The following is a 25,683-nucleotide window of genomic DNA, read 5'->3' as shown; positions in this document are numbered from 1 at the left end:
CTCGGTCGGCGAATCCGCGAAATACAGGAAGCGTCTGACGGCCGTCAGCCTCCTGCAAAACAACGGCAGGAACAGCCTGCCCCAAGGTGATGTATGTCCAACAACAATACGAGCAAGCGCACTGGTGCGCGTAAACCGGTTGTCCTGATGTCCATGGGCGCGCAGGAGCGCAAAGGGCACGCGTACCAAGTCATGACTCACAAATACATAACCCCACTGGTCGAGATTTCCGGCTGCGTACCGGTGTTGGTGCCCAGCTGCTGCGGGCCTGATGACATCGAACAGTACCTGTCGATGGCCGACGGTGTTTACCTGACCGGTGCTGGTAGCAATATCGACCCGGTGCTATATGGTCAGCCGAATAAAACCCCCGGCAAGGGCCAGGATCGCGACCGTGACCTGTTTGATATTCCACTGATTCACGCCGCGCTGGCCCGTGGCCTGCCGCTGTTCGCGATCTGCCGTGGCATGCAGGAAATCAACGTGGCGCTGGGCGGTAATATCCACCAGAAGGTCTACGAAGTCCCCGGCATGAATGACCACCGCGAAGACACCAGCGCGCCAGTCGAGGAGCAGTACGCCGACAGCCACACGGTGCGTGCTGTGCCCGGTAGCTGGTTTGCCGAGCTGATGGGTGAGGCTGAGTTTCCGGTCAATTCGCTGCACGGTCAGGCGTTGGATCAGTTGGGTGACGGCATCGAAGCCCTGGCCCATGCCGAGGACGGTTTAATCGAGGCGATTCACCTGCCAGCCGTTGAGCAATTCACCCTCGCCGTACAGTGGCACCCGGAATGGCAGGCGGCGCAAAATCCGCACTCGGTGAAAATCTTCAAAGCCTTCGGCGATGCCTGCCGCGAGCAAGCGCAGTTACGCGCCGCGCAATAGTCCCAAGGCAAACTGACTAAGCCCTGCTCGCGGGGCTTTTTTATGGCGGCTACGGACTTCCGGCGGTTTGCCGTCAATCCGAGAGTGTCTTCTTTGGCGTGCTGTTTACGCGCCGCTGGTGCTGGGCCGGTACTGCAACGCTTCCGCCAGATGATGGCGGTGGATGGTGCTGGCGGCGTCCAGATCCGCCAGCGTGCGTGCCACTTTCAGCACCCGGTGCGCCGCGCGCAAGCTCAGGCCCAAACGCTCACAGGCGCTCTCCAGCCACTGTCGGTCGACGTCCGGCAGGCTGCAATGTTGCTGCACGCCATTTAGGTCCAAGTGCGCATTAGCGCAGCCTTGGCGTTGCAGTTGCAGTTGGCGCGCGGTGACTACCTGTGCCGCCAGTTCCGCACTGCTGGGGCCTGCTTCGTTATGGGCATTTAAGCGGGTGGTTTCTCGCGGTACCGTCAGGTGCATGTCGATGCGATCGAGCAGTGGTCCGGACAGTTTGCTGCGATAGCGCTGAATCTGTTCCGGGGTGCAACGGCAGCGCCCGGACGGATCACCCAAATGCCCGCAGGGGCAGGGGTTCATGGCCGCAACCAATTGAAACCGCGCCGGGAAGCGCACCTTGTCACGGGCGCGAGCAATCACAATGTGGCCGCTTTCTAGGGGCTCTCTTAAAACCTCCAGCACCTTGCGGTCGAACTCGGGAAGCTCGTCCAAGAACAGCACGCCCTGATGGGCCAACGTGATTTCGCCGGGTTGTGGACGACTGCCGCCACCGACCAGCGCCGGGCCGGAGGCGCTATGGTGCGGAGTGCGAAACGGTCTTTGTGGCCAAGCACTCAGCGACGTATGGCTGGCCACGGAATGAATGGCCGCCACCTCCAGCGCTTCGGCCTCATCCAGCGGTGGTAACAGCCCCGGCAGGCGGCTGGCCAACAGCGTTTTACCCGTGCCTGGCGGGCCGGTGAACAGCAGATTATGCGATCCGGCGGCCGCCACCAGCAGGGCACGCTTGGCGGCAATTTGGCCCTGCACTTCGGCCAAATCTGGATATGGCAGCACCTGGCGCAACAAGCCTTGTGCTGCATACGGCGCGATGGGGGTTTGCCCATTCAGGTGTGCGGCCACTTCCAGCAGGTGCTCGACAGCAATCACTGTCAGCCCCGAGGCCAGGCTGGCTTCTTCGGCGTTGGCCTTGGGCACCAGTAAGGTGCGTCCGGCCGCGCGGGCCGCCAGCGCAGCCGGTAATACGCCCTGAACGGGGCGCACGGCACCGGATAACGCCAGTTCGCCCAAGCACTCAACCTGCTCCAAGGCGCTGGCGGGCACCTGTCCGCTGGCCGCGAGAATGCCCAAGGCGATTGCCAGGTCGAAGCGACCTACTACCGGCTTGTAAGCAGGGTATGGACATTTCTCCTAGGCCACGGTTTCTCTGGGTTTGATGGCGCTAGGAGAGTGTCCATGCCTGAACATAAAAAATTCTAAAAAAAGGCAATTTTTGTCATCGGTACGCAGCTTATCGGATGCGCTTAACATTCGGAGGTAGAGGCTTTCGCCGAAGCTTGTCTAGCTCAGCAGTTAGTTCAAGGATTTTCGCATCAGCTTCCAATAGTTGTGAAGCGATGGCATCTCTTTGCATGGTTAAGTCAGCAATATGCTCACGATAACTTCTATTCTTCGCTCTCTCTTTTACGCTTAATTGACGTGCGGAAACGGGTTTAGGTTGGTTGTTTTGTGAAACCCAATGCTGAATTTCGGCAACCAGTTCAGGGAATCGAGCTTTTTTTAACGCTGTAGGGTCAGTGCCTGCTTCTTTGGCGATATTGTTTTGCGTAACTGGAGAGCCCTTAGGCAAGACCAATGGAGAGTCGTTTTTTAGCCTGCTAAAGGCGTCTCTAAAAGATTGTTCCGCGCGACTCATGAACTTTCTCCTGTTAATGTTTGAATAACATTATTTACTGCTCGGTCCTGCATTATCAGTGATCCGTAATAAGGCGAGCCTGTCGGCGCACTCTCAAGGCGTTCAGAAATAATTTCCTTCAACTCGAGAAGCTGTGGCATCCGTTCGCGATCATAAAGAGCATCGACACAAGGCCGCTTACCATCTCCGCCTGCACAATGTACGAGGGTATCGGCTCCCCCATAGGGACAGTGGCCACGTTTCGTGCAGCCACCCGCTAGAGTTTCTCTCCAGTTAACCTGCCCCTTTTTAGCTGCCTGAGCCAGTTTTTTTGCCTCAGTTGCAGACACAACACTAAGTATCTGGGCTTTACGGGTCTCCCCGTATGGGCTGACAAAGCGAGGGGTTAATAACCTTGTGATTTCTTTTCCAAGAACTTCGTACATTGCTTTTACGTATGTAGCATAGGCAACATCGTCAAGCTTTATTCGTGAATATCCCCTGCCATAGTAAAGACTCATTGCGCGAGATGAGTGCTTTAGTTGGTATTGTAGTGAAGCATCTGAGACGAGTGAGGACGCTTGCATATTAACGGCGCCGGTCCTTCTCAGTTGATGCCATGCAAACGGCCAAACCTTGCCTACCTCTATTTCATCACCAAGGGTCGGTGTTAGTAAGCGAGCGTACTCTAAGTCAGTCTCAGTGACAGTTATCTCGGCCGGATCTAAAAGTAACGGGTAGCTTTTTAGCACGCTAGCATAGCTAGGATAACTGGGGCGTACGGAAAAATCGTCGTCTAGTCCATTGCCACGAGCCCAGGGTTCATACTGACGTATATTGAACCAAGGGTTGTTTATCTGATCTTGCGGTATCTTTAATCCGGCACGTTTTTTTGCAGTCTGTAAACGGAGATCAACTACATGTGTAAGTACTTTAACGGCGATCTCAGCCGATGAAGAGGTAACCCAGCGAGCATCTGTGTCGTGTATACGCTTGGTAGTTATGCCGCCTAAAGTATAGATCTTCCCGAATTGAGGATCATCTTCAATTATTAGGCATTTTGTTCGTAGCTTCCATGCCTCATCCACTCGCATCAAAGACAGATTCAACAAATACGCATTTCCAACCTTTGAAGCTAAAGACATGTAGCTTCCAAGATTTGTAATTGAGCTTTTATCAGTTGTTCGAGATCCAATAATCCATTTTTTTAAATATTCATATATTCCATGCTTTTTCGCATAAGCGGTAAAAGTCCCGAAATTTCTTGAAAAGCCTGATCCGTCCAGGTCTCGTGAGTTACTACTATCTCCCGAATAAAGAGAGTCGAGTGAGCCAAATCTAGCTTCATAAAGCTTTATGCATTCTGTATAGCAAGCAGTGATTCCACTAGAGCATTCATTATAATCGTCTAAAAATTCACGAAGCCTTTTCATCTGGTATAACCAGATCCTAGGTGGAATATACGCAGTTTGAGCGCCATTATGTTTGGTAATAGATGTACTAAGTCGGCGTAAGGCTTCTCTGTCGAGTATCACATGACCGAACTGATTTCTGCTTTCATAGAGGTTGTGTAGAAGTATAAGCGCCGGTTCTGCGTGAGATGATGAAAGCCAATTTGGAAAGTCCTCTAATTCCTTCGGATGCTTATATATTTCGCATGGATCGACCTGCTTAGCAGAGCACATCTTGAATAAAGGGAATAAGTGAGTGAATCGAGCTTTTAAAGTCCCAGCGTTCGTAACGGGTCTTGGCCCCCAAAGCCACCATGCAGCCACAAGTTTTGCGATCTCTATGCACCGCTCACTCAATTCGACGCCCCGAGCGCCCGAGGGGCGGAAATCCAGTTGCAGCCTCCTACCCGCCCAAGCATCTAAAATCCAAACTGCATCACCATAACGCGAAATAATATTCCCATCACGATCTATGACTACTGGATAATCAGGAGTAGGAGGCCAGGTGGGTGGGCTATAATTTTTTGCTTCTGTTGTAATGAACGGTAGTTCAATGCCCAAAGCTAAGCGATTCAGAATATTCATGGTTATAGCCGACTCTCCATGAGCCTTATAAAACCATCCCATTTCGGATGATGGCGACCTTCTTCTAGTCTTGTTGCAGACTCGGCGATCCACGGTTTAAATTCAGGAGTACTGGAGAAAGCTTCAATTTTTTTTGTTATGGCATCTATAACCATACTGGCAGGATGCTGACCTCGCTCCGCGCTAGTTGGCCGATTCGTTGCCAGTTCTACTGATTTTAGATAACGGTAGCTGAAGAGTGACCATACGTGGTCAAACTCTGCGATGTCTCTTTGATGCTCACAGAACATGCACCCAGCTGGATTTGTACAGTCGGGCTTAGGAGTGCCCTTTACAGCTTGAAAAATTTCGATGGGTTGTGCCTCAATACAGACGCCGGGACCTGGCGGCTCTAAAGCGGCATCATTTTTTTGATGATATCGAGTAAGTTCAGCCAGGGCTGCTTGATGATTTGGTTTGTCATAGACTTGCAATAGCGTCGCTTCTGTGTGCTGCGCCATTTCAGCAGTCAAGCTTGGGTCACGCGTCCTTCGAAGTAGCCAATTCACCTTTGAGTCTCTGAGCGCTCTCGGAGTGATATATTCAATGGATAGATTATCCAAGATCTTTCGAACGCCGCCAAATTTCGGGTTTGAGGTTGGCGCTCTTTCGAAATGAGACCTCAGGGGGAAAAGTAAGCCATCTCTTGGGTACAGCAAGTTTCTCCACTCCAAATATTTTTCGAAGTGTAATCTGTACTCACTAAAAATACTGAATGATACCTCACCTTCCCGGCGCTCCTTATACAAGCGATCCACGCGATATCCGTTGCTGACGCTTTGATATGTAAACTTGTCATTAGGGAGTTCTAAGACCTGAGTTAAGTTCATCTGCGTCTGCGCAATAAAGATAAGTATCTCGGCCTCAATCCTTAGATTCATGACGGAATATCTACTGCCCCAGCTAGTATCAGCCATTCTTATAGCCCTTTTGATTAGCGGCTTTTTGTTAATGCTCTGCATGCCACCCCACTTCAGATTCTTGGTGGGTATTAAGCCACTCCAATGTGGGATGGTCACTCCACTTCTAAAATTTAGCGCAATTGGTATAGGGCCTTTAATGTCGCTAATTTTTAGTGAGTTACATATGTCAAGTAGAGCGCCGCCCATTGAAAAGAGTTTTTCAAAATTTATTTTGTCGCTGTTTTTCCCCCAGTCTTTTGGTTTGGTTTTTTTGCGTAAGCGACTATAAGAAATCAAAGTTCTGGTTCTGCCAAGAGCATTGTCGATTAGCGATCCAACTCTAACGCCGCGCGAAAATGCATTTTGTTCAGACTTTGTATTTCCTCGAGCGCGATCAAGCATCCAATCACACCAGTCTAAAAATGTCTGCTCAATAGACGTCTCGATCATTTTTTTGCCGTTTGCATCACCCCACGCATAGAAGGATCGCATGACTTGATGTGTTGATTTGATGGTGCGAGGGCTTTTGCCGGCATCTATTTCACCCTGTAAGCACTGGTAAAATCTTCTCGCCAAATTTTCACGTGCCTTGTTAGGCAGCGGTATGTTTCCTTTCGCGATTAGTCGAGTAACTTGGTCTATTGGAATAGAGCTAAGCCCTTTATAGTAAAGAGAGTTAAAGCTCCAGGGCGTTTCCAGCTTGCCATATTGGACATTAATAAATGTCAGATCAGATAAGGCAGCCATTATATTGAACTACTCGTGACCGACGCGACGTTGAAAAATGCTTTTGTAAACTCATTGGCCATTGAGATTTTTATCGGGTACTTTTCCACAAATTTTATGTATTTCATTGTGGTTGCTTCATCTCTGTGAAGAAGTGCATCTTTGACTATTGCAATGGCGTGGATTGCTCCACCAGCCCCGATGGATAGTCTAGCGAGCTCAGTTGCGAAAGTGCATCGAGTTTGATGAAATTTAAATTTTTGAAGTGCGGCCACACCATTTCGCATGCCAGCCTTTCTTAAACTGTGCATGGCTACATTTAGTGCTGGTGAGTGATCTTTGTTTCGTTCAGCGTAAGGATTTCCATGTTTGGTAAGAAAGACTAGGTTTTTGTGTTCTGCGTTAGCTTTGGCTTCTCTAAGCAAGCGGCTCGCGCTATAGCAGTAGCCTTTAAGCTCATCTAGCAACACTTTTGATATCCACACGTGCCCTGTGACATCGTTTTTTGTGGGTACTGACGGAGTTGCCGCCGGCCCAACGGCGATACGATATAAGTCCTCAGACGCTGGATCTTGTACTGCATTTTCCAATGTTTGTATGGTCAATCCAGCTAAGGTTTGGATGCGCATGCCCGTAAAAAATCCAGCCATTAAGAATAGGTAAATTTCGTAAGGGCAGTGCTCTAAAGCAATTTTGACTATTTTATCCCGATCAACATTTGATACCGGATAAAGACCATCTTCTAGTTTTTCACCTACCTTCGAACGATTTGGGATTGAAAGGCTGGTCGTGCTTACAGTTAGTGTGCGTTCTAAACCGAAGGAGTTATTTATTCTAAAATGAACAAAACTTTCTCGCCACATTGGCCATTGTGGATTAATAAGGCCTTGCGACCTTAACCACCGATAAAATTGAATTACGACCCGCATGCGCTGAGTAGTCGTAGATGGGGCAATCAAGCTTGCCTTTCGTGTTTTAATTAAATGACCGCGGTATTTTACTAAGCATCTGTCACTTTCTGCTGCTGGAAAATCCCGCCAGTCAGTATCAGTTTCTTCGAGCCATTTGCAGTAAGAGTGAAGGGAGTGGGATTTTGACTTTATGGTTTGAAGATCTTTACCACCAGTCGTATGCTGAAGCATCAGCCATAGATTCGCTTCTCTCCAAGGATAACCGTCTGACCAAAATAATTGGGGGAATCCATTGATTGGCTTTAAGTTATTTACTTTTTCCCAACTGACAGCGCCATCATTTACTGTCGCTCTTACCGGCGTGTAGAGGATGAATTCTTGTCTAGACACACTTGAGTTCTCTGTTCATTCAACCAGAGGGTTGGCTGGCCATGTCCATAGGATGCTCTAACGAGTGTGCGACGTCCATAGCACTTACTAACCTGTACCCGCCATCTTTGGGTAAATCGGCAGGGGCGAGGTTCAGGGTGATGCGTCGGGGCGGGAAATCAAAAGCACAATTAAGAATCGCGCTGCGCACGCGGTCTTTGCTTTCCTTGACGGCAGTTTCCGGCAGGCCGACCAACGCCAGCGAAGGCAGGCCATTGGCCAGGTGGGCTTCGACAGTGACGGCGGGCGCATCAACGCCCACTTGGGCGCGGCTATGGACTATGGCCAGGGACATCGATCACTCCTTGATCGGTAGGTGCATCCGCTGCGGGTGTTAGGGGGTGGCGCTCTCGCTGCTGCGGGCTTCCATTTCAGCCACCTTGGCTTCCAGGGCTTCTAAGCGAGCTCGGGTGCGCGCCAGCACGACCATTTGGCTGTCGAATTCATCCCGGCTGACCAAGTCGAGTTTGCTGAAGGCGCTTTGCAGCAGCACTTTGAATTGCGCTTCAAATTCACTGCGTGGCAGGGGCATATCACCGTTGAACAGGCGCGAGGCGTGGGTGGTCAGGGCGTCTAACAGGGCTTTGGGTGGCAGCATGATGAGGTTCCGTGTGCAGTTGCTGGCAGTGTAGCACGGCGCTTTATTGCGCTTGCCGGGTGCGGCTGTGGCTGCATGGCGCGTGGGCTGCACGCTTTTCGCGCGCTCGTGATGCTGGGTGTGCACTGTTATTGTGCGTTGTCGCTGTGCGGTTATTCCTGCGAAAGCGGCTTTAAGCGAGTAACTGCATGAAATAAATCGTTTTTCGTCGATCTGGCAAGCTTTCTGCTATGTCTCTAGTGACGCAAGCATCGATGCAGTTCCGGTGCGTTAGACGAGGCGGGGGAGTGCTTCGTCGGGAGCGGTTGGTGAGTATCGGTGCCGCTGAGTCAGGGCGGCGATGCATTACAAAAGCCAGGCACTGCGCTTAGACTTGGTTCGGGTTCGAAATTCCTGGGGCAAGTCCACCTTACACGGGAGAAAGTTACATGAAGCTAGTCACTGCCATCATTAAGCCGTTCAAGCTGGACGACGTCCGTGAGTCTCTGTCGGAAATCGGCGTACAGGGCATCACCGTTACTGAAGTCAAAGGCTTCGGTCGCCAGAAGGGCCACACCGAGCTGTATCGCGGTGCTGAATATGTGGTCGATTTTTTGCCAAAAGTGAAAATCGACGTGGCAATCGCTGACGATCAACTCGATCGCGTCATCGAAGCCATCACCAAAGCGGCCAACACCGGCAAGATCGGTGACGGCAAGATTTTTGTTGTAAACCTGGAACAGGCGATCCGCATCCGTACCGGCGAAACCGGCACCGACGCAGTTTAAGCCTCCGAACCCCACGCCCCAGGAGTTAAACCATGACTCTGCGAAAAATCGCAGGGCTAGGAGCCCTTTTGTCTCTAGTTTTGCCAGGTATCGCCCTGGCGGACGAGGCTGTGTTGAACAGCGGTGATACAGCATGGATGCTGACAGCCACTGCGCTTGTGCTGTTTATGACCATTCCAGGTCTGGCGCTGTTCTACGCTGGCATGGTGCGTTCCAAGAACGTGCTGTCGGTAATGATGCAGTGTTTTGCCATTACCGGCGTCATGAGCATTCTCTGGGTCGTGTACGGCTATAGCCTGACCTTCGACACCACGGGTATGGAAGCTGGGGTTATTAACTTCAACTCCTTTATTGGCGGGCTGAACAACCTGTTTTTGGTCAACCTGACCAAGGACTCGTTGATTGGTGCATTCCCGGAAAGTGTCTTCATCACCTTCCAAATGACCTTCGCCATCATCACGCCGGCCTTGATCGTCGGTGCTTTCGCCGAACGCATGAAGTTCTCCGCCATGCTGATCTTCATGGTCATCTGGTTCACCCTGGTCTATGCACCTATTGCTCACATGGTATGGGGCGGTGACGGTGCGCTGATGTGGGATTGGGGCGTGTTGGACTTCGCCGGTGGCACCGTGGTGCACATCAACGCCGGTATCGCCGGTCTGGTGGCGTGCATCGTGTTGGGCAAGCGCAAGGGTTATCCGACCACTGCAATGGCTCCGCACAACCTCGGTTACACCTTGATCGGCGCAGCCATGCTCTGGGTGGGTTGGTTCGGCTTCAACGCCGGCTCGGCCATCGCAGCGGACGGTACGGCAGGCATGGCCATGCTGGTGACGCAGATTGCTACGGCGGCTGCGGCGCTGAGCTGGATGTTTGCCGAGTGGCTGACCCACGGTAAGCCAAGCGCGTTGGGCATTGCATCTGGGGTGGTGGCCGGTCTGGTGGCTATTACGCCAGCGGCGGGTACAGCGGGTCCGGTCGGGGCTTTGGTGATCGGTCTGGCTTCTGGGGTGATTTGCTTCTTCTGCGCCACTAGCCTGAAACGCAAGCTGGGTTACGACGACTCTCTGGATGTATTTGGCGTGCATGGTATCGGCGGCATTGTCGGTGCACTGCTCACCGGTATTTTCGCTGCACCGGCCTTTGGTGGCTTTGGTGAAGTGGAAAACGTCGCCCTGCAACTGTGGATTCAGTTCAAAGGCGTGGCCTTCACCGTGGTCTACACCGGCATCGTCACATTCGTGATTCTGAAGGTGTTGGACAAAGTGATGGGCTTGCGTGTCAGCGAAGAAACCGAATCGGTGGGGCTTGATCTCTCCGAACACAACGAACGCGGCTACAACCTGTAAGCACACGGAGTACGTCCGGCGCCAACCCGGACGTCTTAACCGAACAGCGCTTTGAAGCGCGACGGCATGAGGTGATCTATGGACAACACAGCATTAACTGCACTGCAGTACGGTTTTGATACGTTTTACTTCCTGGTTTGCGGCGCACTGGTGATGTGGATGGCGGCTGGTTTCGCCATGCTCGAATCCGGTCTGGTCCGTGCCAAGAACACCACTGAAATTCTCACCAAGAATATCGCCCTGTACGCAGTGGCGAGCATCATGTACTTGGTAATCGGCTACCACATCATGTACTCCAGCCCGGAAGGCGGCATTCTGCCAAGCTTGGGTTTCCTGATTGGTGACGAAAACAGCGTTGAATCCGTGCTGGCTGGCGGGGACGATGCGCCTTACTACTCCGCCCGTTCGGACTTCTTCTTCCAGGTGGTGTTTGCTGCAACCTGTATGTCGATCGTGTCCGGTGCGGTGGCTGAGCGCATGAAGCTGTTCGCCTTCCTGGCGTTCGCCGTGGTGATGACTGGTTTCATCTACCCGGTTCAAGGCTTCTGGAAATGGGGTTCGGGTTTCCTCAACGAAGCGGGCTTCCTCGACTTTGCGGGCTCAGGGTTGGTGCACCTGGCGGGTGCTAGTGCGGCGCTGGCTGGTGTACTGCTGCTGGGCGCACGTAAAGGCAAATACGGCCCGAACGGCCAAGTAAATGCCATTCCAGGTGCCAACCTGCCGATGGCTGCACTGGGTACGTTCATTCTGTGGATGGGCTGGTTCGGTTTCAACGGCGGTTCGCAGTTGAAGATGAGCACCATCGAAGACGCTAACGCCGTGGCTAACGTGTTTGTTAACACCAACATGTCCGCTGCCGGTGGTTTGATCGCAGCGCTGATCGTGGCACGCATCCTGTTCGGCAAGGCCGACCTGACCATGGCTCTCAACGGTGCACTGGCTGGCCTGGTGGCGATCACCGCAGAACCGCTGACCCCAAGCGCCCTGCAAGCCACTCTGATCGGTGGTGTGGGTGGTGTGCTGGTGGTGTTCTCGATCCTTGGTCTGGACAAACTGAAGCTTGACGATCCGGTCGGTGCCATCTCGGTACACGGTGTAGTCGGTATCTGGGGCCTGCTGGCTGTTTGCCTGACCAACAGCGACGCCACTCTGGGCGCTCAGCTGCTGGGTATCGGTGCGATCTTCGCCTGGGTCTTCGTGGCCAGCCTAATCGTATGGTCGATCATCAAAGCGGTGATGGGCCTGCGTGTAAGCGAGGAAGAAGAATACGAAGGCGTGGATATCGCCGAATGCGGCATGGAAGCCTATCCGGAATTCACCAAGCGTTAATTCCCTGGGTCTTAAACAAGGGCGCCTTTTGGCGCCCTTTGTTTTTTCTGCAACGGCCTGAGTAACCGCATCCTGCTTGTGCTGCGTCAAAACTGGTTCTACGCGGTTGTGATCAAATGCCAACAGCCCCTAGAATGCGCGCCGTTGAGCGCAGATTGCCGATGCGCAGCGCTCAACGTGAGGAAACTCCATGAATTTTTGCCGGCAACGTTAGAAAGCTGACGCAGCTGGGCTATAACTACTCTGCTTTTCGCAAGTCATGAGGTTGGAACATGAGCGACGAAGATCTGGAACACGAAGAATTAGACGGCGCTGAAGAAGAAGACGAAGGCGAAGAATTGGCCGCCGCCGATGATGGCGACGCCAATGATGATGGCGATGGTGATGACGAGATTGCTCCCGTCAGCAAAAGCAAAAAGACCAAAGCTGCGGTCGATGTAGACGACCTGCCGAGCGTCGAAGCCAAGCAGAAAGAGCGCGATGCACTGGCCCGTGCCATGGAGGAGTTTCTCTCCCGTGGCGGCAAAGTGCAGGAGGTCGAAGCCAACGTTGTGGCCGACCCGCCCAAGAAGCCTGATAGCAAGTACGGCAGCCGCCCCATCTAAGCAGCTGGCGTAATAGAAAAAGCCCGCATGCCATCAGCATGCGGGCTTTTTTGTGGCCTGCCATCCAGGGCGGCCACCCCTTCAGGGCCGTCGCTGCGCGACGTCAAAATCGCTCCAGGCGATTTTTTGTGGCCGTTATTCGTGGCGGTTAAGTGCGGTCTACGCCCAGCTATGCAGCAATGCCGGCAGTTCGGCCAGGCTGCTGATCTGCCCGTCCGGGACATTGTCGGCTTCCCAGGCTTTGTCCTGGGGGTTGAACCAGATCGCCCGCAACCCTGCGGCTTGCGCCCCGGCAATGTCGTCGCTGGGGTGGTCGCCAATATGCACCGCATGCTCGGCCGCGATACCTGCGCGTTTCAGGGCTTCGGTAAAGGGCTTCGGGTCAGGCTTGCCGACGCCCAGCTCTTCGGCGCACAGGGCAAACTGAAAGTAGTCAGCCAAGCCCAGGCGGCGTACGTCAGCATTGCCGTTGGTGATGACGCCCAGCTTAAAGCGATTAGCCAGGGCTTCCAGCGTAGGGTGCACCTCAGCAAATAACTCGACCTGATGACGCGCAGCGAGAAACACCTGAAAGCCCGCTTCGGCCAGCATCTGTGCATCGCTGTGTGGGTAACCGGCGTTTTCCAGGGCGTGAAAAAGAATACGTCGGCGCAGTTCACTGAGGCGATGCTTGAGCATTGGGTCGGCCTGCAGCAGGTTCGCGCGAATCGACCACAGGTGTTCCACCGGCACGGCGCCCAAGCGCGGTGCGTGCAGGGCGAGCCAGTTGCGCAGCGTGGCTTCGGCGTCCTGCATCACCGGGGTGACATCCCACAGGGTGTCGTCGAGGTCGAAGGTGATCAGTTGAATACTCATTCGGTGTTGCCTTTGCGTTTGGCCCTAGGGTGGGCCTGGTCATAAACGTTGGCCAGGTGCTGGAAATCCAGATGGGTGTAGACCTGGGTGGTGGCAATGTCGGCGTGGCCAAGCAACTCCTGCACGGCGCGCAGGTCCTGGGATGATTCCAGCATATGGCTGGCAAAGCTATGGCGCAGCATGTGTGGGTGCAGGTGCTGGCCCAGCTCGCGCACGCCAGCCTGACGTACGCGCAACTGCACGGCACGCGGACCAATGCGCCGGCCCTGCTGGCTGATAAACACCGCACCATCAGGCGGGTTCGCCAGCGCGCGCAACGGCAGCCACTGCGCCATAGCCTCGCGAGCCATACGGCCGATGGGCAGCTCGCGGGTCTTGTTGCCTTTGCCGATGACCCGCACCAAGCCGGCGGGCAGGTCGAGGCCGTCGAGGTTGAGGCTGACCAACTCGGACAGGCGCAGCCCGGAGGAGTAGAACAGCTCCAGCATGGCCTGATCACGGCGGGCGATAAAATCGTCTTCCAGCGCGCCGTCGAGCAGCTGCGCGGTGCGGTCGGCATCTAGGGTTTTCGGCAGGCGGCGTTCGCCCTTGGGCGGCGTCAGGCCGCTGGCTGGGTCGCGCTCGCAGAGCCCTTCACGCATCAGATAACGGTACAGCCCACGGGTGGCCGAAAGCAGCCGTGCCAGACTGCGGCTGGAGTTACCTTGCTTGTGCAGGCGGCCGATCAGGCGGCGCAGGCGTGGCGTTTCCAGCTCGGCCCAGTTGGCCAGGCCTTCCTCGGTACAAAAGGCGCGCAGCTTGGCCAAATCCTGGCCGTAGCCGCTGAGGGTGTGCGAGGACACCTGTCGCTCACTGCGCAAGTGTTCGAGGTAGGCGGCTAAATCAGCTTCAAGCTTCAAGGACCAAGCTCCGTAGGATGGGGCGAGCCGCGCAGGTTAAGCGCCTGACGCTGTCGTATTGGCCGCGGGTTGCCTGCACCGTAACCCATCCTACGGGTCGCCTGCTAAAGCCTCTAGCGTACCGAACGCAACGGCATGGCAAAGCCCGGCAGCACGCGCGCCAAGACTTCGGCGATATAGCCGAGAAACAGCGTGCCCAGCGAGCTTTTATAATGCTGCGGATCGGCACTGCCAATCGCCAGGACACCGTGCAGGCCTTGGTGGCTGAGGCTGACCACGGCCGCTGAGCCGACTTGCGCGGCGGCTTCACTGCCGAACAGGAAGTTCAATTCATGATCGCGCAGCACGCCGCAGACGGTTTTACCGCCGCTGAGCAGGCCACCAATCGCTTGATGCGCTTCGGCGCTGCTGACCGAACGGCCCACCGGCAGGGCGATGTCGCTGAACAGGATCAGGCTGACAAAGGGCACCTGAAACTCGCGGCGCAGGCTGTCTTCAACGCAGCTGACGACTTCTTCCAGGCTGCCAGCATCGAGCAAATCGAGCACCAGGCGGCGGGTCTTGTCGAATAGGCGATCGTTGTCGCGAGCGACGTCCATGAGTTGGGCGAGGCGGTGGCGCATCTCAACGTTACGCTCGCGCAGCAGTTTCACTTGGCGCTCAACCAGCGACACCGTATCGCCGCGCTTATGCGGGATACGCAGCTCGGGAATCAGCTCGTCATGGTCGATAAAGAATTCCGGGTGCAGGCGCAGGTAAGCGGCAACTGTTTCCGAATCCAATGGCTTGGGTGAATCCTGCTTATCGGTCATAGACGCTGCTCGGTCATAAACGAACCTGTCCTTCGTACACGCGTACGGCGGGGCCGGTCATCATAACGGGCTGACCGGGGCCTGCCCACTCGATGCTCAGTTTGCCGCCGGGCAGTTCGAGTTGCACGGGTGAGTCCATCCAGCCTTGGCTGATCGCCGCCACGGCCGCCGCGCAGGCACCGGTGCCGCAGGCCTGGGTTTCCCCGGCACCGCGCTCCCAAACCCGCAGTTTGGCGCGTTGGCGGTCAACCACTTGCAGAAAGCCAACATTCACCCGCTGCGGAAAGCGCGGATGGTGTTCGAGTTTAGGGCCGAGGGTATGCACCGGCGCGCTGTCGACATTGTCCACGCGCAGCACGGCATGTGGGTTGCCCATCGACACGGCAGCCAGTTCCACGGTTTGACCGTCAACGGCCACTGTGTAGCTAAGCGCCTGCTGTTCGGCCTGGAAGGGGATATCGGCTGGCACTAGGCGCGGTGGGCCCATGTTGACGCTGATCTGGCCGTCGTTGCGTACATCCAGTTCGATGATGCCGCCCTTGGTCTCGACGCGTATTTGCTTCTTTACGGTCAGGCGCTTGTCCAGCACGAAGCGGGCAAAACAGCGCGCTCCGTTGCCGCACTGCTCCACTTCGCCGCCATCGGCATTGAAGATGCGGTAGCGGAAATCCACGTCGGGGTTGCTCGGCGGTTCGACAATCAAGAGTTGATCGAAACCCACGCCGGTGTGGCGATCGCCCCACTGCTTGGCGTTCTTCGGCTGGATATGCGCGTGCTGGCTGACCAGGTCGAGGACCATAAAGTCATTGCCCAAGCCGTGCATTTTGGTAAATCGCAATAACATCGCCACTACTCCGGCAGGCGGCTTTCGCCCGCAAAGAGTTCATGCAGCGTCTCGCGGCGGCGTACTTCCACGGCTTGCTCGCCATCCACCATCACCTCGGCAGCGCGGCCACGGGTGTTGTAGTTGGAACTCATGACAAAGCCGTAAGCGCCGGCAGAACGCACGGCCAGCAGATCGCCCTCGGCCAGCGCCAGTTCGCGATCTTTGGCGAGAAAGTCGCCGGTTTCGCAGATCGGGCCGACGATGTCGTAGTTACGCGTGGCACCGTCACGTGGTTGCACGGGCACCACGTCCATCCAGGCTTGGTAAAGCGCCGGGCGGATCAGGTCATTCATTGCGGCATCGACGATGGCGAAGTCTTTGTGTTCGGTATGCTTGAGGTATTCCACCTGCGTCAGCAGCACGCCAGCATTGGCGACGATGGAGCGGCCCGGCTCGAACACCAGCGCCAGATCGCGGCAAGCAATGCGCTCACGCACAGCCTTGATGTAGTCGCCAGCCAGTGGCGGCTGCTCGTCGCGGTACTGCACGCCGAGACCGCCACCCAGATCCAGGTGCTTGATGCGGATGCCGTCGGCGGCGAGCTGATCGATCAGCGCGAGCAAACGGTCGAGGGCATCAAGAAACGGCGGCAACGTGGTCAGCTGCGAGCCGATGTGGCAATCGACACCGACGACCTGCAGGTTCGGCAGCGCGGCGGCGCGGGCATAAACAGCCGGGGCGTGTTCGATATCGATGCCGAACTTGTTCTCTTTCAGGCCCGTGGAAATATACGGGTGGGTGCCAGCGTCGACATCCGGGTTTACCCGCAGCGAGATCGCCGCCGTCTTGCCCAGCTCGGCCGCCACAAGTTGCAGGCGCTCCAGCTCGTCGGTGGATTCGACGTTGAAGCAGTGCACGCCGACTTCCAGTGCGCGGCGCATGTCGTCGCGGCTCTTGCCGACACCAGAGAAAACGATTTTGCTCGGCTCGCCACCGGCGGCCAATACGCGCTCCAGCTCGCCACGGGAAACGATGTCGAAGCCCGCGCCCAAACGTGCCAGCACGTTCAGCACACCAATGTTGGAGTTGGCTTTAACTGCAAAACATACCAAGTGCGGCATGCCCTGCAGGGCATCGGCATAAGCGCGGTACTGCGCCTCGATGTGCGCGCGCGAGTAGACGTAGGTCGGCGTACCGAAGCGTTGGGCGATGGCGGACAAGGCCACGCCTTCCGCGAAGAGCTGGCCGTCGCGGTAGTTGAAGGCGTTCATGGGTTGTCCTTATTCGGTTTGCGCAGGCGCTGGCTGGCTTTCTTCCGGCAGGTACAACGGGCCTTTCTGGCCGCAGCCCGCGAGCAGGGTGCTGACGGCAACAATCGCGATAAAGGCAGCAAACAACCGCTTCATGGTGAAATCCTTGTAAAAAAGCATAATTGCGTCGGAGTATACCGACCACCCGACGCCTTGCCTATGCGCCGGGGTTCCCGTCTGACGGGGCTTTGCCTGTATCTTCTGGGCTGCCTTTGTCGTCACTCGTCGCGTTAAGGAGCCTGGATGGAGCCCCCTGCCAGCCTGAGCAGTTCGGTTTCAGTCGCCTACCTGCAAGGGCTGCTCGATTACCTGGAGCGTCAGGGCTTCGACAGCAGCACGCTGCTGGCTCGCGTACACCTGACGCCGCAGATTCTCAGCCAGCGCGATCAGCGGATTGCCGCCAACGTCTACTTGGATCTGCTCGCGCTTGGCGTGCAGTTGACCGGCGATGAGCACCTCGGCCTGCACTTGGGCGAGGCGGTACGGCCGGGCTATTACGGCGTGCTGGGTTACTTGATCATGAGTTGCGCGACCCTGTCCGACGCTCTGCACCGGCAGGCGCGTTATGCCGCGCTAGTCGGCAACCTGTTGCACATTGATCTGGCTGACGAGCCGCCGCGCGAAGGCCACGAACCGCTGGTGGCGCACAGTTGTCGACCCCTGGTGGCGCAGCAACAGCGGCAGTTATGCGAGGAAACCCTGGCCGCTTGGGTGACCTTTGGCCATTGGATCAGCGGGTTGAACCTGCCGCCCAGCGAAGTGCGCTTTCAACACGCCGCCCCGGCGGATGCCTCGGAGCATGCGCGCATTTTCCGCTGCCCGGTGCTGTTTGGGCAGGCTGATAATGCCCTGGTGTTCCCTAAACGCCTGCTGGCCACCCCGCTCGGGCAGGCCGATGCGCAAGTGCGGCTGATGCTCGATGCCTACGCTGAGCGCCAGTTGGGTGAGATGCGTTCAGGGCAGCAGGTGCTGGAGCGTGCACGTCTGGAACTGTCGCGCCAGTTGCCCGAAGCTGGTCCCGATCTGCAGCAGATTGCCGCGCGCTTGGCACTCAGTCCGCGTACCCTGCAGCGCCGTTTGCGCGAAGCCGGGTTATCCTTTAACCAACTGGTGGATGAAACCCGTCAGCAACTGGTCTTGCACTACCTGCGTGACCCAGCGCTGGAATTGGCGGAAATCGCCTTTCTGGTGGGGTTCAGCGAACCGGCTTCGCTGGCCCGTGCGTTTCGCCGCTGGACGGGGCAAAGCCCTGGTGACTATCGCCGCCACCTGATGCCCTGAAAGTGACGGCACCTTGCCTAACCTTTGTTCGTCACGTTTTCATATGCGCCAGTTTCCATGACTTTCGCAGTCGCTGATTTTTTTGAGGTAAGTCGTAATGAGTTTGACCGAAGCCCGCTTTCACGATCTGGTCGATGCCACCCAGCAGGCGGTGGAGGACATTTTCGATGACAGCGATCTGGACCTGGACCTGGAAAACTCCGCGGGTGTGCTGACCGTTCGTTTTGAGAACGGCACTCAGCTGATCTTTAGCCGTCAGGAACCGCTGCGCCAGTTGTGGCTGGCGGCGCGCTCGGGTGGCTTTCATTTTGACTACGATCAGGCCAGCGAGCGTTGGATGTGTGACAGCAGTGACGAACAGCTCGGCGAAATGCTGGCGCGCATCACTCTTGAACAATCAGGTGCCGACCTTGAGTTTGAAGAGCTCTGACGCCACAGGTGTGCCGGTCGCCTCGCCCTGCCGCCGCCAGTGTTGTCTGGATGATCAGGATATCTGTCTGGGCTGCGGGCGTACCTTGCAGGATATTCTCGACTGGGCAAAAGCCGACGCGCCGCGCCAGCAGGCCATTTGCGTGGCTGCCCAAGCCCGTCTGCAACAGCGTGTGGGGCGGCCTTGACCGGGTAGTCTTGTTTATTTGAGTGGCTGTGGTACGGTCAGGCATCGACTTGCAAACCCCATCCTCGTGATGGGGTTTTGCTTTTTTCAGCAGCCGTTAAAGGGGATAAATCCGCACCATGACCAGCGCACCGTCACTCACCATTACCCGCCTTGATTTGCAGCGCCTGGAAAACCTGCTCGACAGCCTGGAGGAATTTGGCCCGGGTGCCCAAGCCTTGCAGGCCGAATTGGACCGCGCCGACGTGGTGGGGCATGACGAGGTGCCCGCCGGTGTGGTGACCATGAACTCGCGCGTGCATTGCCGTGAGGAGAGCAGTGGCAAGGACTATCACCTGACCCTGGTTTACCCGCAGGACGCCGGCAACGAAGGCACCGTGAGCATCCTCGCCCCGGTCGGCAGCGCCCTGCTCGGCCTGTCGGTGGGCCAACACATCGACTGGACCGCGCCCAACGGCAAAGTACTCAAGCTCACCTTGCTGGCCGTCGAGTACCAGCCGGAAGCGGCGGGTGAGTACAGCCGCTCCTAAACCCTTGCTCAGGCCTTCTGCAGCGCCTGATTGAGTGCCGCTTCCAGGCGGCTCTTGTAGCGCAGGTAGTGCACGCTTTGCATATGCCCCTCACCGAGTACGGCCGACAGGTCAAGGTCGGTGATGTAGCAGGGGTAGCGTGCGCCTTCGCGGCGTTGCGCGAGGATGTGTTGGGCTACGGCGGCGTACAGGTCGCCGGCGTATTCCAGTTCGGAAAACTCACGGTGGTTGCAGTACAGGGTGACATGGGTGCGTTGTAGGCTCGGCATGCCAGGTGACCAGCCATTGTGACCATCGGCCTGTTCGACAATGGCCTGCACGTCGTAAAACGGATGGCTGATGGCCGACTGCGGCGCGGCACGGCGTTCCAGGCGCTGCGCGCGCAAAGGCGCATCCGGCAGGATCTGGTAATACAGCACATCCAGCGGCTGGTGGTCGGGCAGGTTGTCCAAGGGCAGCAGGGTATTGCGTCGGTACAGCAGTGATTGCAGAAAGCGGTGCAGCGGTGTCAGCAGGCTTTGTTCATCGCGAAACGGTATGTGCTGACGCCACAGTGCATTGTGCTCATCCAGCACGCTGACTTCTGCCAACGCGTTGCCTTCGTTGAGCCGGTAGAACACTTGAATGCAGTGCGGCTGGCCCACCGGCAGGATCAGCGCCAGGTCATCGCCCTCCAGTGCACTGCGATCGACGTGCAGGTCGCTGTAACCGGGCAGTTCCTCGCCAAGGTAATCAACCAGCGCGGGCAAGTTGTGCAGGCCGGTGTGGCTGACCTGGCCCGGCTTCAGTTCCAGTACGTGATAGTGCTGGCGGATTTGCAGCAGGTAACGGTTGGTTTGCGTGCCGCTGAAGCTGGCGAGGGTTTCGCGGAACAGCTCTTCAACCCGTTCGGCAATCGCCGTGGCGCGATTACGGCAGAAGCAGCGTACGCGCAGGTTTGGCAGGCGGCCATTAGTCGGCAGGTTATTGAGAAAGTCGCGCAGGCAGTCGAGCAGGGCTTGCGGGCCGTCATAGCGGGTGACCAGCAACTCGTTCCAGCTGTTCAGGGTGACTTGATCGAGGGTCAGAATCAGGTTTTCGCGCACCCCGGAATAGCCCAGAGCGTCTGTGCGCTCACTGGTCATGTGCAGGTTCATCTGGCTGAACTGCTTGAGCGGGTCGACGCCCACGTTGATCAGCAACATCACGTCAGTCGGCACGCTGGCGCTCAGCAGTGCCTCTTCGTCGATTGCCGGCAGCGGCAGTGGCAGCAATTGCTGCAGGCTTTCGAGCAAATTGGACAGTTCAAACTCACTCAGGTCGCTGGAACCTGGGTGCAGTGATAGTCGCGTACTGCTGTCGATCACCCCGTTGCGCTGACACCAGGCCAGTAATTCGATGAGTTCGCGTGAGCGTTTGAGTGGCGAAAAATCGCTGATCTCCTGCGCGTTGAGACTGCCGCTGTAGAGCGCCCAGACGCTTTCTTCGGGGTCATCGGCGTTGCTTTGCTGGGCCAGTGTCAGGGTGTCTTCAGCGAGGTCCGGGGCGATACCGGGGTTGATGAATTCAATCTTGCCGGCTTTGCGTTCGAAGGCGGCATACAGGCGGCGGCCGAGGATGCCCAGGTCGCGGCTGTTAAGCGAGCTGCCAGCGTGTTCGCTGCGGGAAAATTCGGAGAGGAAGCGGTAGCTGTAAGTCAGCTCATTGACCAGCACGCGCCGTTCGGCGCTGACCTGACGGACTTTCCATTGGCTACGGCTGTCGAGCATGGCCAGTTGCCGACTGTCCCAGTTCCAGTCCTGGGTCAGGCGCTCCAGCAGCAGGCGCTGCCAGCTTTTGCGCCGGTTGCGCGGTGGGCGGCTGAGTTTTTTATCGACTTTTAGGTACAGGCAGCGGCGGATCAGCTCCAGGCGCTCGTGCTCGCCGCGTGCCTTGAGGTACTCCTCCAGGCGGCGGTACACCACGATGTAAGGGTCCAGTTCATCGACATCCACGCGATTGGCAAACACCGCCTGTTTGAAGCGCAGCGACAGGCATTCGACCTTGGGATGCTCACTGGCATACACCTCGGTGAGCAGCAGCTTGAGCACCGATTTGTAGGGCGACTCGATGCCCTTGAACAATTGCCACATCCCCGCACCAATAAACTCGGCAGGTGGGATGCGCGCCAGATGGCCGAGGTCGAGCACATCCTCTGCGCGGATAAAGCGCTTCTCCAGCAGTGTGCGGGTGTAGTGGGCGTAGCGCGTTTCTTCATAGACCGGCACCAGCCACCACAGCGGCGTGCGTCCGCCGAGCCAGATGGCAGTGCGGTAGAACTCATCGAGTAGCAGGTAATGCTGGGTGGTACCGCAGTCGTCGGAGGTCAGTTGAGCGTCGCGGTCACCCTGAGTGAAGCGCGCCGGGTCGACCAGAAAGAAGTGTGCTTCCGCGCCCAGTGTCGCCGCCCAGGTTTCCAGCAGTGCGCATTTCTTACTCAGCTCGTGCAATTGTTGGGGGCTGAGATCACTGGCATGGCAGACCCAGAAGTCCATGTCGCTCTGCTCGGCCTGAGCGATCGTGCCCAGGCTGCCCATCAGAAACAGGCCGTGAATCGGCTGCGCCTGGGTGCTGCGTTGTGGTTTATAGGCAAAGGAGCGGGTCAGGCGCTGCGCTTCGGCGAGCAGGTTATCGTCCGGCTCAAAGCCGCTAAGGCCCGCCGGCGTGAGCCCGGAGACATAACCGGGCAGCAGCGGATGATTAACGTGAAACAGCAGCGGCAGCAGCGTGAGCACCATCTGCTGGCGTGTCGACAGCGCCTGCATGGCTCGCGCCAACCGGCTTTGGTTGAGGGTGAGGAAGCGCGCACGCAGCTGCGCCAACACCTTGCGGTCGATGCCATCGTCAATGTCGGGTCGAATTTCTTGAGTGCGGCTCATGCTGGTGCTCGTGCGGGCGACCTACTAAGCCTATCAGCTGCCCTCATTCTTGGAACCTGCTTGGCAGGCTTGAGGGCTGTTTGCTCGGGCCGCCGCCGTGATGCAGCGCGTGCCGCGGCTGCATCAATGGGCGTGAGCGTGAAGCGGTGACTTAGGTGTGCAGGGCGCTTTGAGTGGAAAGAATGGTCAGCAGGCTTTGCGCGTGTTCGGCGGCATCAATGCCCAGGCTGGTGAGGTAACCGCCATCAGGCTCGCTGATCAGGCCTTTTTCGAAGAGGCGGGTAATCGCTCCTTGCGCCTTGAACGATGCGTTGTTGTGCACTTTGAGCCCTTCCAGATGGTTGCTCAGGTTGTACAGGGCCAGGATTTCCATTTCGTCGATCAGGTCAGAGCTGAATGCGTGCATGGTGACTCCATCATGTGGTCATGGGTGCATGCAGTGTAGTGCCGGACGCTGACCCGTGCTGGCTCGTTGAGTCTTTTAATCGTGGCGTTACGACCGGCTTACGCCTGTGCCGGCAATTCCGGCAGGGCGCGCAAGCCTTGCTCATAACGGGCCAGGTCGAAGGAGCGATCTTCACGCAGCATGCTATCGATCTCATCGGCCAGTACCAGGGCCATCAGTTCGATGATTTCATCGCGCTCATAGCCCACCAAGGTCAGCTTGTTCAGAACGGACTGAACAAAGGCTGGTTCGCCGGCTTCGAGCTGGTTTTCGATGGCCTGGGACAGGGTGTCCTGGGCGAAATCTTCGTCTTCTTGCTCGCTCATGGGCGGCTCCTAAAAAATGCGGCTTCAGCCTTGGGCAAAGTCCAGCAGGGCTTGGCCGGTCAGGCGGTAGGTGGTCCATTCATCCTGCGGCTTGGCACCGAAGGACTGGTAAAAGTCGATAGCGGGCTGGTTCCAGTCCAGCACGGCCCACTCGAAGCGTCCGCAACCCAGGCTGACAGCCTGTTGCGCCAAATGTTTGAGCAGGGCTTTGCCCGCGCCCACACCACGTTTTTCCGGGGTGATGTAAAGGTCTTCCAGGTACAGCCCGTTTTTGCCCAGCCAGGTCGAGTAATTGAAGAAGTACACGGCATAACCAATGGGCGCGCCGTCATGCTCACAGATCAGCGCCTGCGCGCTGCTTTGGGGGCTGAACAAGCTGGCTTCGATGCCGGCGATATCAGTTTGCACTTCGTGTTCGGCTTTCTCGTAGATCGCCAGGTCGGTGATAAAGCGCAGGATCAGAGCGGCGTCGGCGGCGGTGGCGGGGCGAATTCGTAGGGACATGGGGTACTTAGCCGTAGAGAAAAACTAGAACAGTCAGCGGCATGCCGACCACACAGAAAATACCGAAGGCGGCGACCCAGCTACTGCGTGGGTTCATCGGATCGGACACATGCAATGGCAGGCGCGGATAGTTACCCAGGGTCAGCAATCGCAGCACCAGCCAGCCGCAGGCATAAAAGAAATAAGTCAGCAGCCACTCTGCCACAGCCCCAGCTAGGGACAATAAAACGCGCGCAACGAGTTCAAGCATGGGAAGTCCCTTTCCCCTCATTGGCCTATCAGCGTGCTGCAAGCAGCTCGCGGCCACGTACCACAGCCGCGCGCACCTGATTCGGTGCAGTGCCGCCGATATGGTCGCGGGCACCCACGGAGCCTTCCAGGGTCAACACGGCGAAGACGTCGTCGCTGATCTGGTCGCTGAACTGGCGCAGTTCGTCGAGGCTCATTTCGGCCAGGTCTTTGCCGGTCTGCACGCCGTATTTCACGGCATGGCCGACGATTTCGTGGCAGTCACGGAACGGCAGGCCTTTGCGCACCAGATAATCGGCCAGGTCGGTGGCGGTGGAGAAACCACGCAGCGCCGCTTCACGCATGATGGCGTGCTTGGGTTTGATCGCCGGGATCATGTCGGCAAAGGCGCGCAGCGAGTCGCGCAGGGTGTCGGCGGCGTCGAACAGCGGCTCTTTGTCTTCCTGGTTGTCCTTGTTGTAGGCCAGCGGCTGACCTTTCATCAGGGTCAGCAGGCCCATCAGGGCGCCGAATACACGGCCGGTTTTGCCGCGAACCAGCTCGGGGACGTCTGGGTTTTTCTTTTGCGGCATGATTGAGCTGCCGGTGCAGAAGCGATCCGGCAGGTCGATGAACTGGAACTGCGCAGACGTCCACAGCACCAGCTCTTCGGAGAAACGCGACAGGTGCATCATCGCAATCGAGGCGGCGGCGCAGAATTCAATGGCGAAGTCGCGATCCGATACGCCGTCCAGCGAGTTGCCGCCCACGGCGTCAAAGCCCAGCAGTTGTGCGGTGATCTTGCGCTGAATCGGGTAGGTGGTGCCGGCCAGTGCTGCGCTGCCGAGCGGCATGCGGTTGGCGCGCTTGCGGCAATCGACCAGGCGCTCGTAGTCGCGGCTGAGCATTTCAAACCAGGCCAGCAGGTGATGGCCGAAGGTCACCGGTTGCGCGGTTTGCAGGTGGGTGAAACCGGGCATGATGGTCGCGGCTTCACGTTCGGCCTGCTCCAGCAAACCCTGCTGCAGGCGGGTGATTTCGCCGAGGATCAGGTCGATTTCGTCGCGCAGCCACAGGCGAATGTCGGTGGCCACTTGGTCATTGCGGCTGCGCCCGGTGTGCAGTTTTTTGCCGGTCACGCCGATGCGGTCGGTCAGGCGCGCTTCGATGTTCATGTGCACGTCTTCCAGATCGACGCGCCAGTCGAACTGACCGGCCTCGATTTCGCCCTGGATGGTTTGCAGGCCGTCGATGATCGTGTCGCGTTCGGCGTCGGTCAGTACGCCCACTTTGGCCAGCATGGTGGCGTGGGCGATGGAGCCCATGATGTCGTGGCGATACAGGCGCTTGTCGAATTCGACGGAGGCGGTAAAGCGGGCAACAAAGGCGTCGACTGGCTCGCTGAAGCGGCCGCCCCAGGATTGGTTGGTTTTTTCAGTGCTCATGGGCTTCGCTCGGCTGGTGCGCTAAAACGGGCTGACCGCGTATGACGGCCGGCAAGACGGAATCAGGCGCGGATAATAACAGGCTGGCCGGTAAATTCGCCGCGTTGCATGAGCGCTGTCGCGAGCGATCTGTCGGCGGGCAGTGTTGTGCGGTTCACACATTTGCTGCGGCGCGCGCATTTGAGCGCTTTATTTTGCCCGGTCGCCTCGGCATGGCTTGCTGCCAGCCTGGCTCACGCGGA

Annotated in this window: 26 protein-coding genes and 2 pseudogenes; 9 read left to right on the top strand and 19 right to left on the bottom strand. The window is 57.2% G+C overall.

Going from position 1 to position 25,683, the window contains the following annotated elements:
* Positions 1–93: 93 nt before the first annotated feature.
* On the top strand, positions 94–885 hold the full coding sequence (locus AUK77_RS13135; RefSeq protein WP_296130416.1) for a gamma-glutamyl-gamma-aminobutyrate hydrolase family protein: 792 nt from the start codon (positions 94–96) through the stop codon (positions 883–885).
* 105 nt (positions 886–990) lie between these two features.
* Here the strand turns inward: AUK77_RS13135 and AUK77_RS13130 are convergent.
* The 7 genes and pseudogenes from AUK77_RS13130 to AUK77_RS13100 all read right to left on the bottom strand — a co-directional run.
* Positions 991–2,256 (bottom strand): annotated as a pseudogene (locus tag AUK77_RS13130) (YifB family Mg chelatase-like AAA ATPase); the annotation flags it as partial.
* 136 nt (positions 2,257–2,392) lie between these two features.
* Entirely contained in the window at positions 2,393–2,797 is a 405-nt protein-coding gene (locus tag AUK77_RS13125; protein ID WP_296130415.1) for a hypothetical protein, read from the bottom strand.
* Positions 2,794–4,812, bottom strand: a complete 2,019-nt coding sequence (locus AUK77_RS13120; protein ID WP_296130412.1) for a hypothetical protein — start codon at positions 4,810–4,812, stop codon at positions 2,794–2,796. Before AUK77_RS13120 ends, AUK77_RS13125 begins: the two co-directional genes overlap by 4 nt.
* 2 nt (positions 4,813–4,814) lie before the next feature.
* Positions 4,815–6,500 carry a hypothetical protein gene (locus AUK77_RS13115; protein WP_296130411.1) on the bottom strand — a complete coding sequence of 562 codons (1,686 nt, stop codon included), beginning with the start codon at positions 6,498–6,500 and terminating at the stop codon, positions 4,815–4,817.
* On the bottom strand, positions 6,500–7,780 hold the full coding sequence (locus AUK77_RS13110) for a site-specific integrase (protein WP_296130410.1): 1,281 nt from the start codon (positions 7,778–7,780) through the stop codon (positions 6,500–6,502). The genes AUK77_RS13115 and AUK77_RS13110 overlap by 1 nt, the downstream gene beginning before the upstream one ends.
* 97 nt (positions 7,781–7,877) lie before the next feature.
* Positions 7,878–8,114 (bottom strand): annotated as a pseudogene (locus tag AUK77_RS13105) (magnesium chelatase domain-containing protein); the annotation flags it as partial.
* A 39-nt stretch (positions 8,115–8,153) separates the two neighbouring features.
* Complete coding sequence (locus tag AUK77_RS13100) at positions 8,154–8,417, bottom strand: accessory factor UbiK family protein (RefSeq protein ID WP_296130408.1); 264 nt, start codon at positions 8,415–8,417, stop codon at positions 8,154–8,156.
* 428 nt (positions 8,418–8,845) lie between these two features.
* Here AUK77_RS13100 and glnK point away from each other — a divergent pair, with 428 nt between their 5' ends.
* The 4 genes from glnK to sutA all read left to right on the top strand — a co-directional run bounded on the left by glnK (position 8,846) and on the right by sutA (position 12,467).
* Positions 8,846–9,184, top strand: coding sequence for a P-II family nitrogen regulator (glnK, locus tag AUK77_RS13095; RefSeq protein ID WP_021700071.1), 339 nt, complete (start codon positions 8,846–8,848; stop codon positions 9,182–9,184).
* 32 nt (positions 9,185–9,216) lie between these two features.
* Positions 9,217–10,533, top strand: a complete 1,317-nt coding sequence (locus tag AUK77_RS13090) for an ammonium transporter (protein WP_296130407.1) — start codon at positions 9,217–9,219, stop codon at positions 10,531–10,533.
* Positions 10,534–10,611: 78 nt separating this feature from the next.
* Complete coding sequence (locus AUK77_RS13085) at positions 10,612–11,862, top strand: ammonium transporter (RefSeq protein ID WP_296130406.1); 1,251 nt, start codon at positions 10,612–10,614, stop codon at positions 11,860–11,862.
* 272 nt (positions 11,863–12,134) lie between these two features.
* A complete protein-coding gene (gene sutA, locus AUK77_RS13080; protein ID WP_296130405.1) occupies positions 12,135–12,467 on the top strand; it encodes a transcriptional regulator SutA in 333 nt (110 codons plus the stop codon).
* A 159-nt stretch (positions 12,468–12,626) separates the two neighbouring features.
* Here the strand turns inward: sutA and AUK77_RS13075 are convergent, their stop codons facing one another.
* From AUK77_RS13075 to AUK77_RS13050, 6 genes are all read right to left on the bottom strand, one after another.
* Entirely contained in the window at positions 12,627–13,322 is a 696-nt protein-coding gene (locus AUK77_RS13075) for an HAD-IA family hydrolase (protein WP_296130403.1), read from the bottom strand.
* Complete coding sequence (gene xerC / locus AUK77_RS13070) at positions 13,319–14,221, bottom strand: tyrosine recombinase XerC (RefSeq protein ID WP_296130402.1); 903 nt, start codon at positions 14,219–14,221, stop codon at positions 13,319–13,321. The genes AUK77_RS13075 and xerC overlap by 4 nt, the downstream gene beginning before the upstream one ends.
* A gap of 113 nt (positions 14,222–14,334) precedes the next feature.
* Positions 14,335–15,033 carry a DUF484 family protein gene (locus AUK77_RS13065; RefSeq protein WP_296130400.1) on the bottom strand — a complete coding sequence of 233 codons (699 nt, stop codon included), beginning with the start codon at positions 15,031–15,033 and terminating at the stop codon, positions 14,335–14,337.
* A gap of 13 nt (positions 15,034–15,046) precedes the next feature.
* Complete coding sequence (gene dapF / locus AUK77_RS13060) at positions 15,047–15,877, bottom strand: diaminopimelate epimerase (RefSeq protein ID WP_296130399.1); 831 nt, start codon at positions 15,875–15,877, stop codon at positions 15,047–15,049.
* Between the two features lie 5 nt (positions 15,878–15,882).
* On the bottom strand, positions 15,883–17,130 hold the full coding sequence (lysA, locus tag AUK77_RS13055; RefSeq protein WP_296130397.1) for a diaminopimelate decarboxylase: 1,248 nt from the start codon (positions 17,128–17,130) through the stop codon (positions 15,883–15,885).
* A 9-nt stretch (positions 17,131–17,139) separates the two neighbouring features.
* On the bottom strand, positions 17,140–17,265 hold the full coding sequence (locus tag AUK77_RS13050) for a lipoprotein (protein ID WP_296130396.1): 126 nt from the start codon (positions 17,263–17,265) through the stop codon (positions 17,140–17,142).
* Positions 17,266–17,412: 147 nt separating this feature from the next.
* Here AUK77_RS13050 and AUK77_RS13045 point away from each other — a divergent pair, with 147 nt between their 5' ends.
* The 4 genes from AUK77_RS13045 (at position 17,413) to rnk (ending at position 19,596) form a co-directional block, all read left to right on the top strand.
* Entirely contained in the window at positions 17,413–18,450 is a 1,038-nt protein-coding gene (locus tag AUK77_RS13045) for an AraC family transcriptional regulator (protein WP_296130394.1), read from the top strand.
* 97 nt (positions 18,451–18,547) lie between these two features.
* Positions 18,548–18,880, top strand: coding sequence for an iron donor protein CyaY (cyaY, locus tag AUK77_RS13040; protein ID WP_296130393.1), 333 nt, complete (start codon positions 18,548–18,550; stop codon positions 18,878–18,880).
* On the top strand, positions 18,861–19,067 hold the full coding sequence (locus AUK77_RS13035; RefSeq protein ID WP_296130390.1) for a DUF1289 domain-containing protein: 207 nt from the start codon (positions 18,861–18,863) through the stop codon (positions 19,065–19,067). Before cyaY ends, AUK77_RS13035 begins: the two co-directional genes overlap by 20 nt.
* A 118-nt stretch (positions 19,068–19,185) precedes the next feature.
* A complete protein-coding gene (rnk, locus tag AUK77_RS13030; RefSeq protein WP_296130388.1) occupies positions 19,186–19,596 on the top strand; it encodes a nucleoside diphosphate kinase regulator in 411 nt (136 codons plus the stop codon).
* Between the two features lie 8 nt (positions 19,597–19,604).
* Here the strand turns inward: rnk and AUK77_RS13025 are convergent, their stop codons facing one another.
* The 6 genes from AUK77_RS13025 to argH form a co-directional block, all read right to left on the bottom strand.
* Entirely contained in the window at positions 19,605–22,493 is a 2,889-nt protein-coding gene (locus AUK77_RS13025; protein WP_296130386.1) for a class I adenylate cyclase, read from the bottom strand.
* A 151-nt stretch (positions 22,494–22,644) separates the two neighbouring features.
* Positions 22,645–22,899, bottom strand: a complete 255-nt coding sequence (locus AUK77_RS13020; protein ID WP_296130384.1) for a TIGR02647 family protein — start codon at positions 22,897–22,899, stop codon at positions 22,645–22,647.
* Between the two features lie 98 nt (positions 22,900–22,997).
* Complete coding sequence (locus AUK77_RS13015; RefSeq protein WP_296130383.1) at positions 22,998–23,264, bottom strand: hypothetical protein; 267 nt, start codon at positions 23,262–23,264, stop codon at positions 22,998–23,000.
* A 24-nt stretch (positions 23,265–23,288) separates the two neighbouring features.
* A complete protein-coding gene (locus AUK77_RS13010) occupies positions 23,289–23,768 on the bottom strand; it encodes a GNAT family N-acetyltransferase (RefSeq protein WP_296130382.1) in 480 nt (159 codons plus the stop codon).
* Between the two features lie 7 nt (positions 23,769–23,775).
* Positions 23,776–24,018: a hypothetical protein gene (locus tag AUK77_RS13005; protein ID WP_296130380.1), complete on the bottom strand. Its 243-nt coding sequence runs from the start codon at positions 24,016–24,018 to the stop codon at positions 23,776–23,778.
* Positions 24,019–24,046: 28 nt separating this feature from the next.
* The gene (gene argH, locus AUK77_RS13000) at positions 24,047–25,441 is read right to left on the bottom strand and encodes an argininosuccinate lyase (protein WP_296130378.1); all 1,395 of its coding nucleotides are present in this window, start codon (positions 25,439–25,441) and stop codon (positions 24,047–24,049) included.
* Between the last annotated feature and the right edge of the window lie 242 nt (positions 25,442–25,683).

The sequence above is a fragment of the Pseudomonas sp. Ga0074129 genome (assembly GCA_001465025.1).
Classification (GTDB): domain Bacteria; phylum Pseudomonadota; class Gammaproteobacteria; order Pseudomonadales; family Pseudomonadaceae; genus Aquipseudomonas.
Note: the sequence above shows the minus strand (reverse complement) of the source record. Positions and strands in the feature narration are given on the sequence as shown.

Coding starts and splice junctions, on each gene's coding strand:
- AUK77_RS13135 (WP_296130416.1), top strand. CDS start 94: ATGTCCAACAACAATACGAGCAAGCGCACTGGTGCGCGTAAACCGGTT.
- AUK77_RS13125 (WP_296130415.1), bottom strand. CDS start 2,797: ATGAGTCGCGCGGAACAATCTTTTAGAGACGCCTTTAGCAGGCTAAAA.
- AUK77_RS13120 (WP_296130412.1), bottom strand. CDS start 4,812: ATGAATATTCTGAATCGCTTAGCTTTGGGCATTGAACTACCGTTCATT.
- AUK77_RS13115 (WP_296130411.1), bottom strand. CDS start 6,500: ATGGCTGCCTTATCTGATCTGACATTTATTAATGTCCAATATGGCAAG.
- AUK77_RS13100 (WP_296130408.1), bottom strand. CDS start 8,417: ATGCTGCCACCCAAAGCCCTGTTAGACGCCCTGACCACCCACGCCTCG.
- glnK (WP_021700071.1), top strand. CDS start 8,846: ATGAAGCTAGTCACTGCCATCATTAAGCCGTTCAAGCTGGACGACGTC.
- AUK77_RS13090 (WP_296130407.1), top strand. CDS start 9,217: ATGACTCTGCGAAAAATCGCAGGGCTAGGAGCCCTTTTGTCTCTAGTT.
- AUK77_RS13085 (WP_296130406.1), top strand. CDS start 10,612: ATGGACAACACAGCATTAACTGCACTGCAGTACGGTTTTGATACGTTT.
- sutA (WP_296130405.1), top strand. CDS start 12,135: ATGAGCGACGAAGATCTGGAACACGAAGAATTAGACGGCGCTGAAGAA.
- AUK77_RS13075 (WP_296130403.1), bottom strand. CDS start 13,322: ATGAGTATTCAACTGATCACCTTCGACCTCGACGACACCCTGTGGGAT.
- AUK77_RS13065 (WP_296130400.1), bottom strand. CDS start 15,033: ATGACCGATAAGCAGGATTCACCCAAGCCATTGGATTCGGAAACAGTT.
- dapF (WP_296130399.1), bottom strand. CDS start 15,877: ATGTTATTGCGATTTACCAAAATGCACGGCTTGGGCAATGACTTTATG.
- lysA (WP_296130397.1), bottom strand. CDS start 17,130: ATGAACGCCTTCAACTACCGCGACGGCCAGCTCTTCGCGGAAGGCGTG.
- AUK77_RS13050 (WP_296130396.1), bottom strand. CDS start 17,265: ATGAAGCGGTTGTTTGCTGCCTTTATCGCGATTGTTGCCGTCAGCACC.
- AUK77_RS13045 (WP_296130394.1), top strand. CDS start 17,413: ATGGAGCCCCCTGCCAGCCTGAGCAGTTCGGTTTCAGTCGCCTACCTG.
- cyaY (WP_296130393.1), top strand. CDS start 18,548: ATGAGTTTGACCGAAGCCCGCTTTCACGATCTGGTCGATGCCACCCAG.
- rnk (WP_296130388.1), top strand. CDS start 19,186: ATGACCAGCGCACCGTCACTCACCATTACCCGCCTTGATTTGCAGCGC.
- AUK77_RS13025 (WP_296130386.1), bottom strand. CDS start 22,493: ATGAGCCGCACTCAAGAAATTCGACCCGACATTGACGATGGCATCGAC.
- AUK77_RS13020 (WP_296130384.1), bottom strand. CDS start 22,899: ATGCACGCATTCAGCTCTGACCTGATCGACGAAATGGAAATCCTGGCC.
- AUK77_RS13015 (WP_296130383.1), bottom strand. CDS start 23,264: ATGAGCGAGCAAGAAGACGAAGATTTCGCCCAGGACACCCTGTCCCAG.
- AUK77_RS13010 (WP_296130382.1), bottom strand. CDS start 23,768: ATGTCCCTACGAATTCGCCCCGCCACCGCCGCCGACGCCGCTCTGATC.
- AUK77_RS13005 (WP_296130380.1), bottom strand. CDS start 24,018: ATGCTTGAACTCGTTGCGCGCGTTTTATTGTCCCTAGCTGGGGCTGTG.
- argH (WP_296130378.1), bottom strand. CDS start 25,441: ATGAGCACTGAAAAAACCAACCAATCCTGGGGCGGCCGCTTCAGCGAG.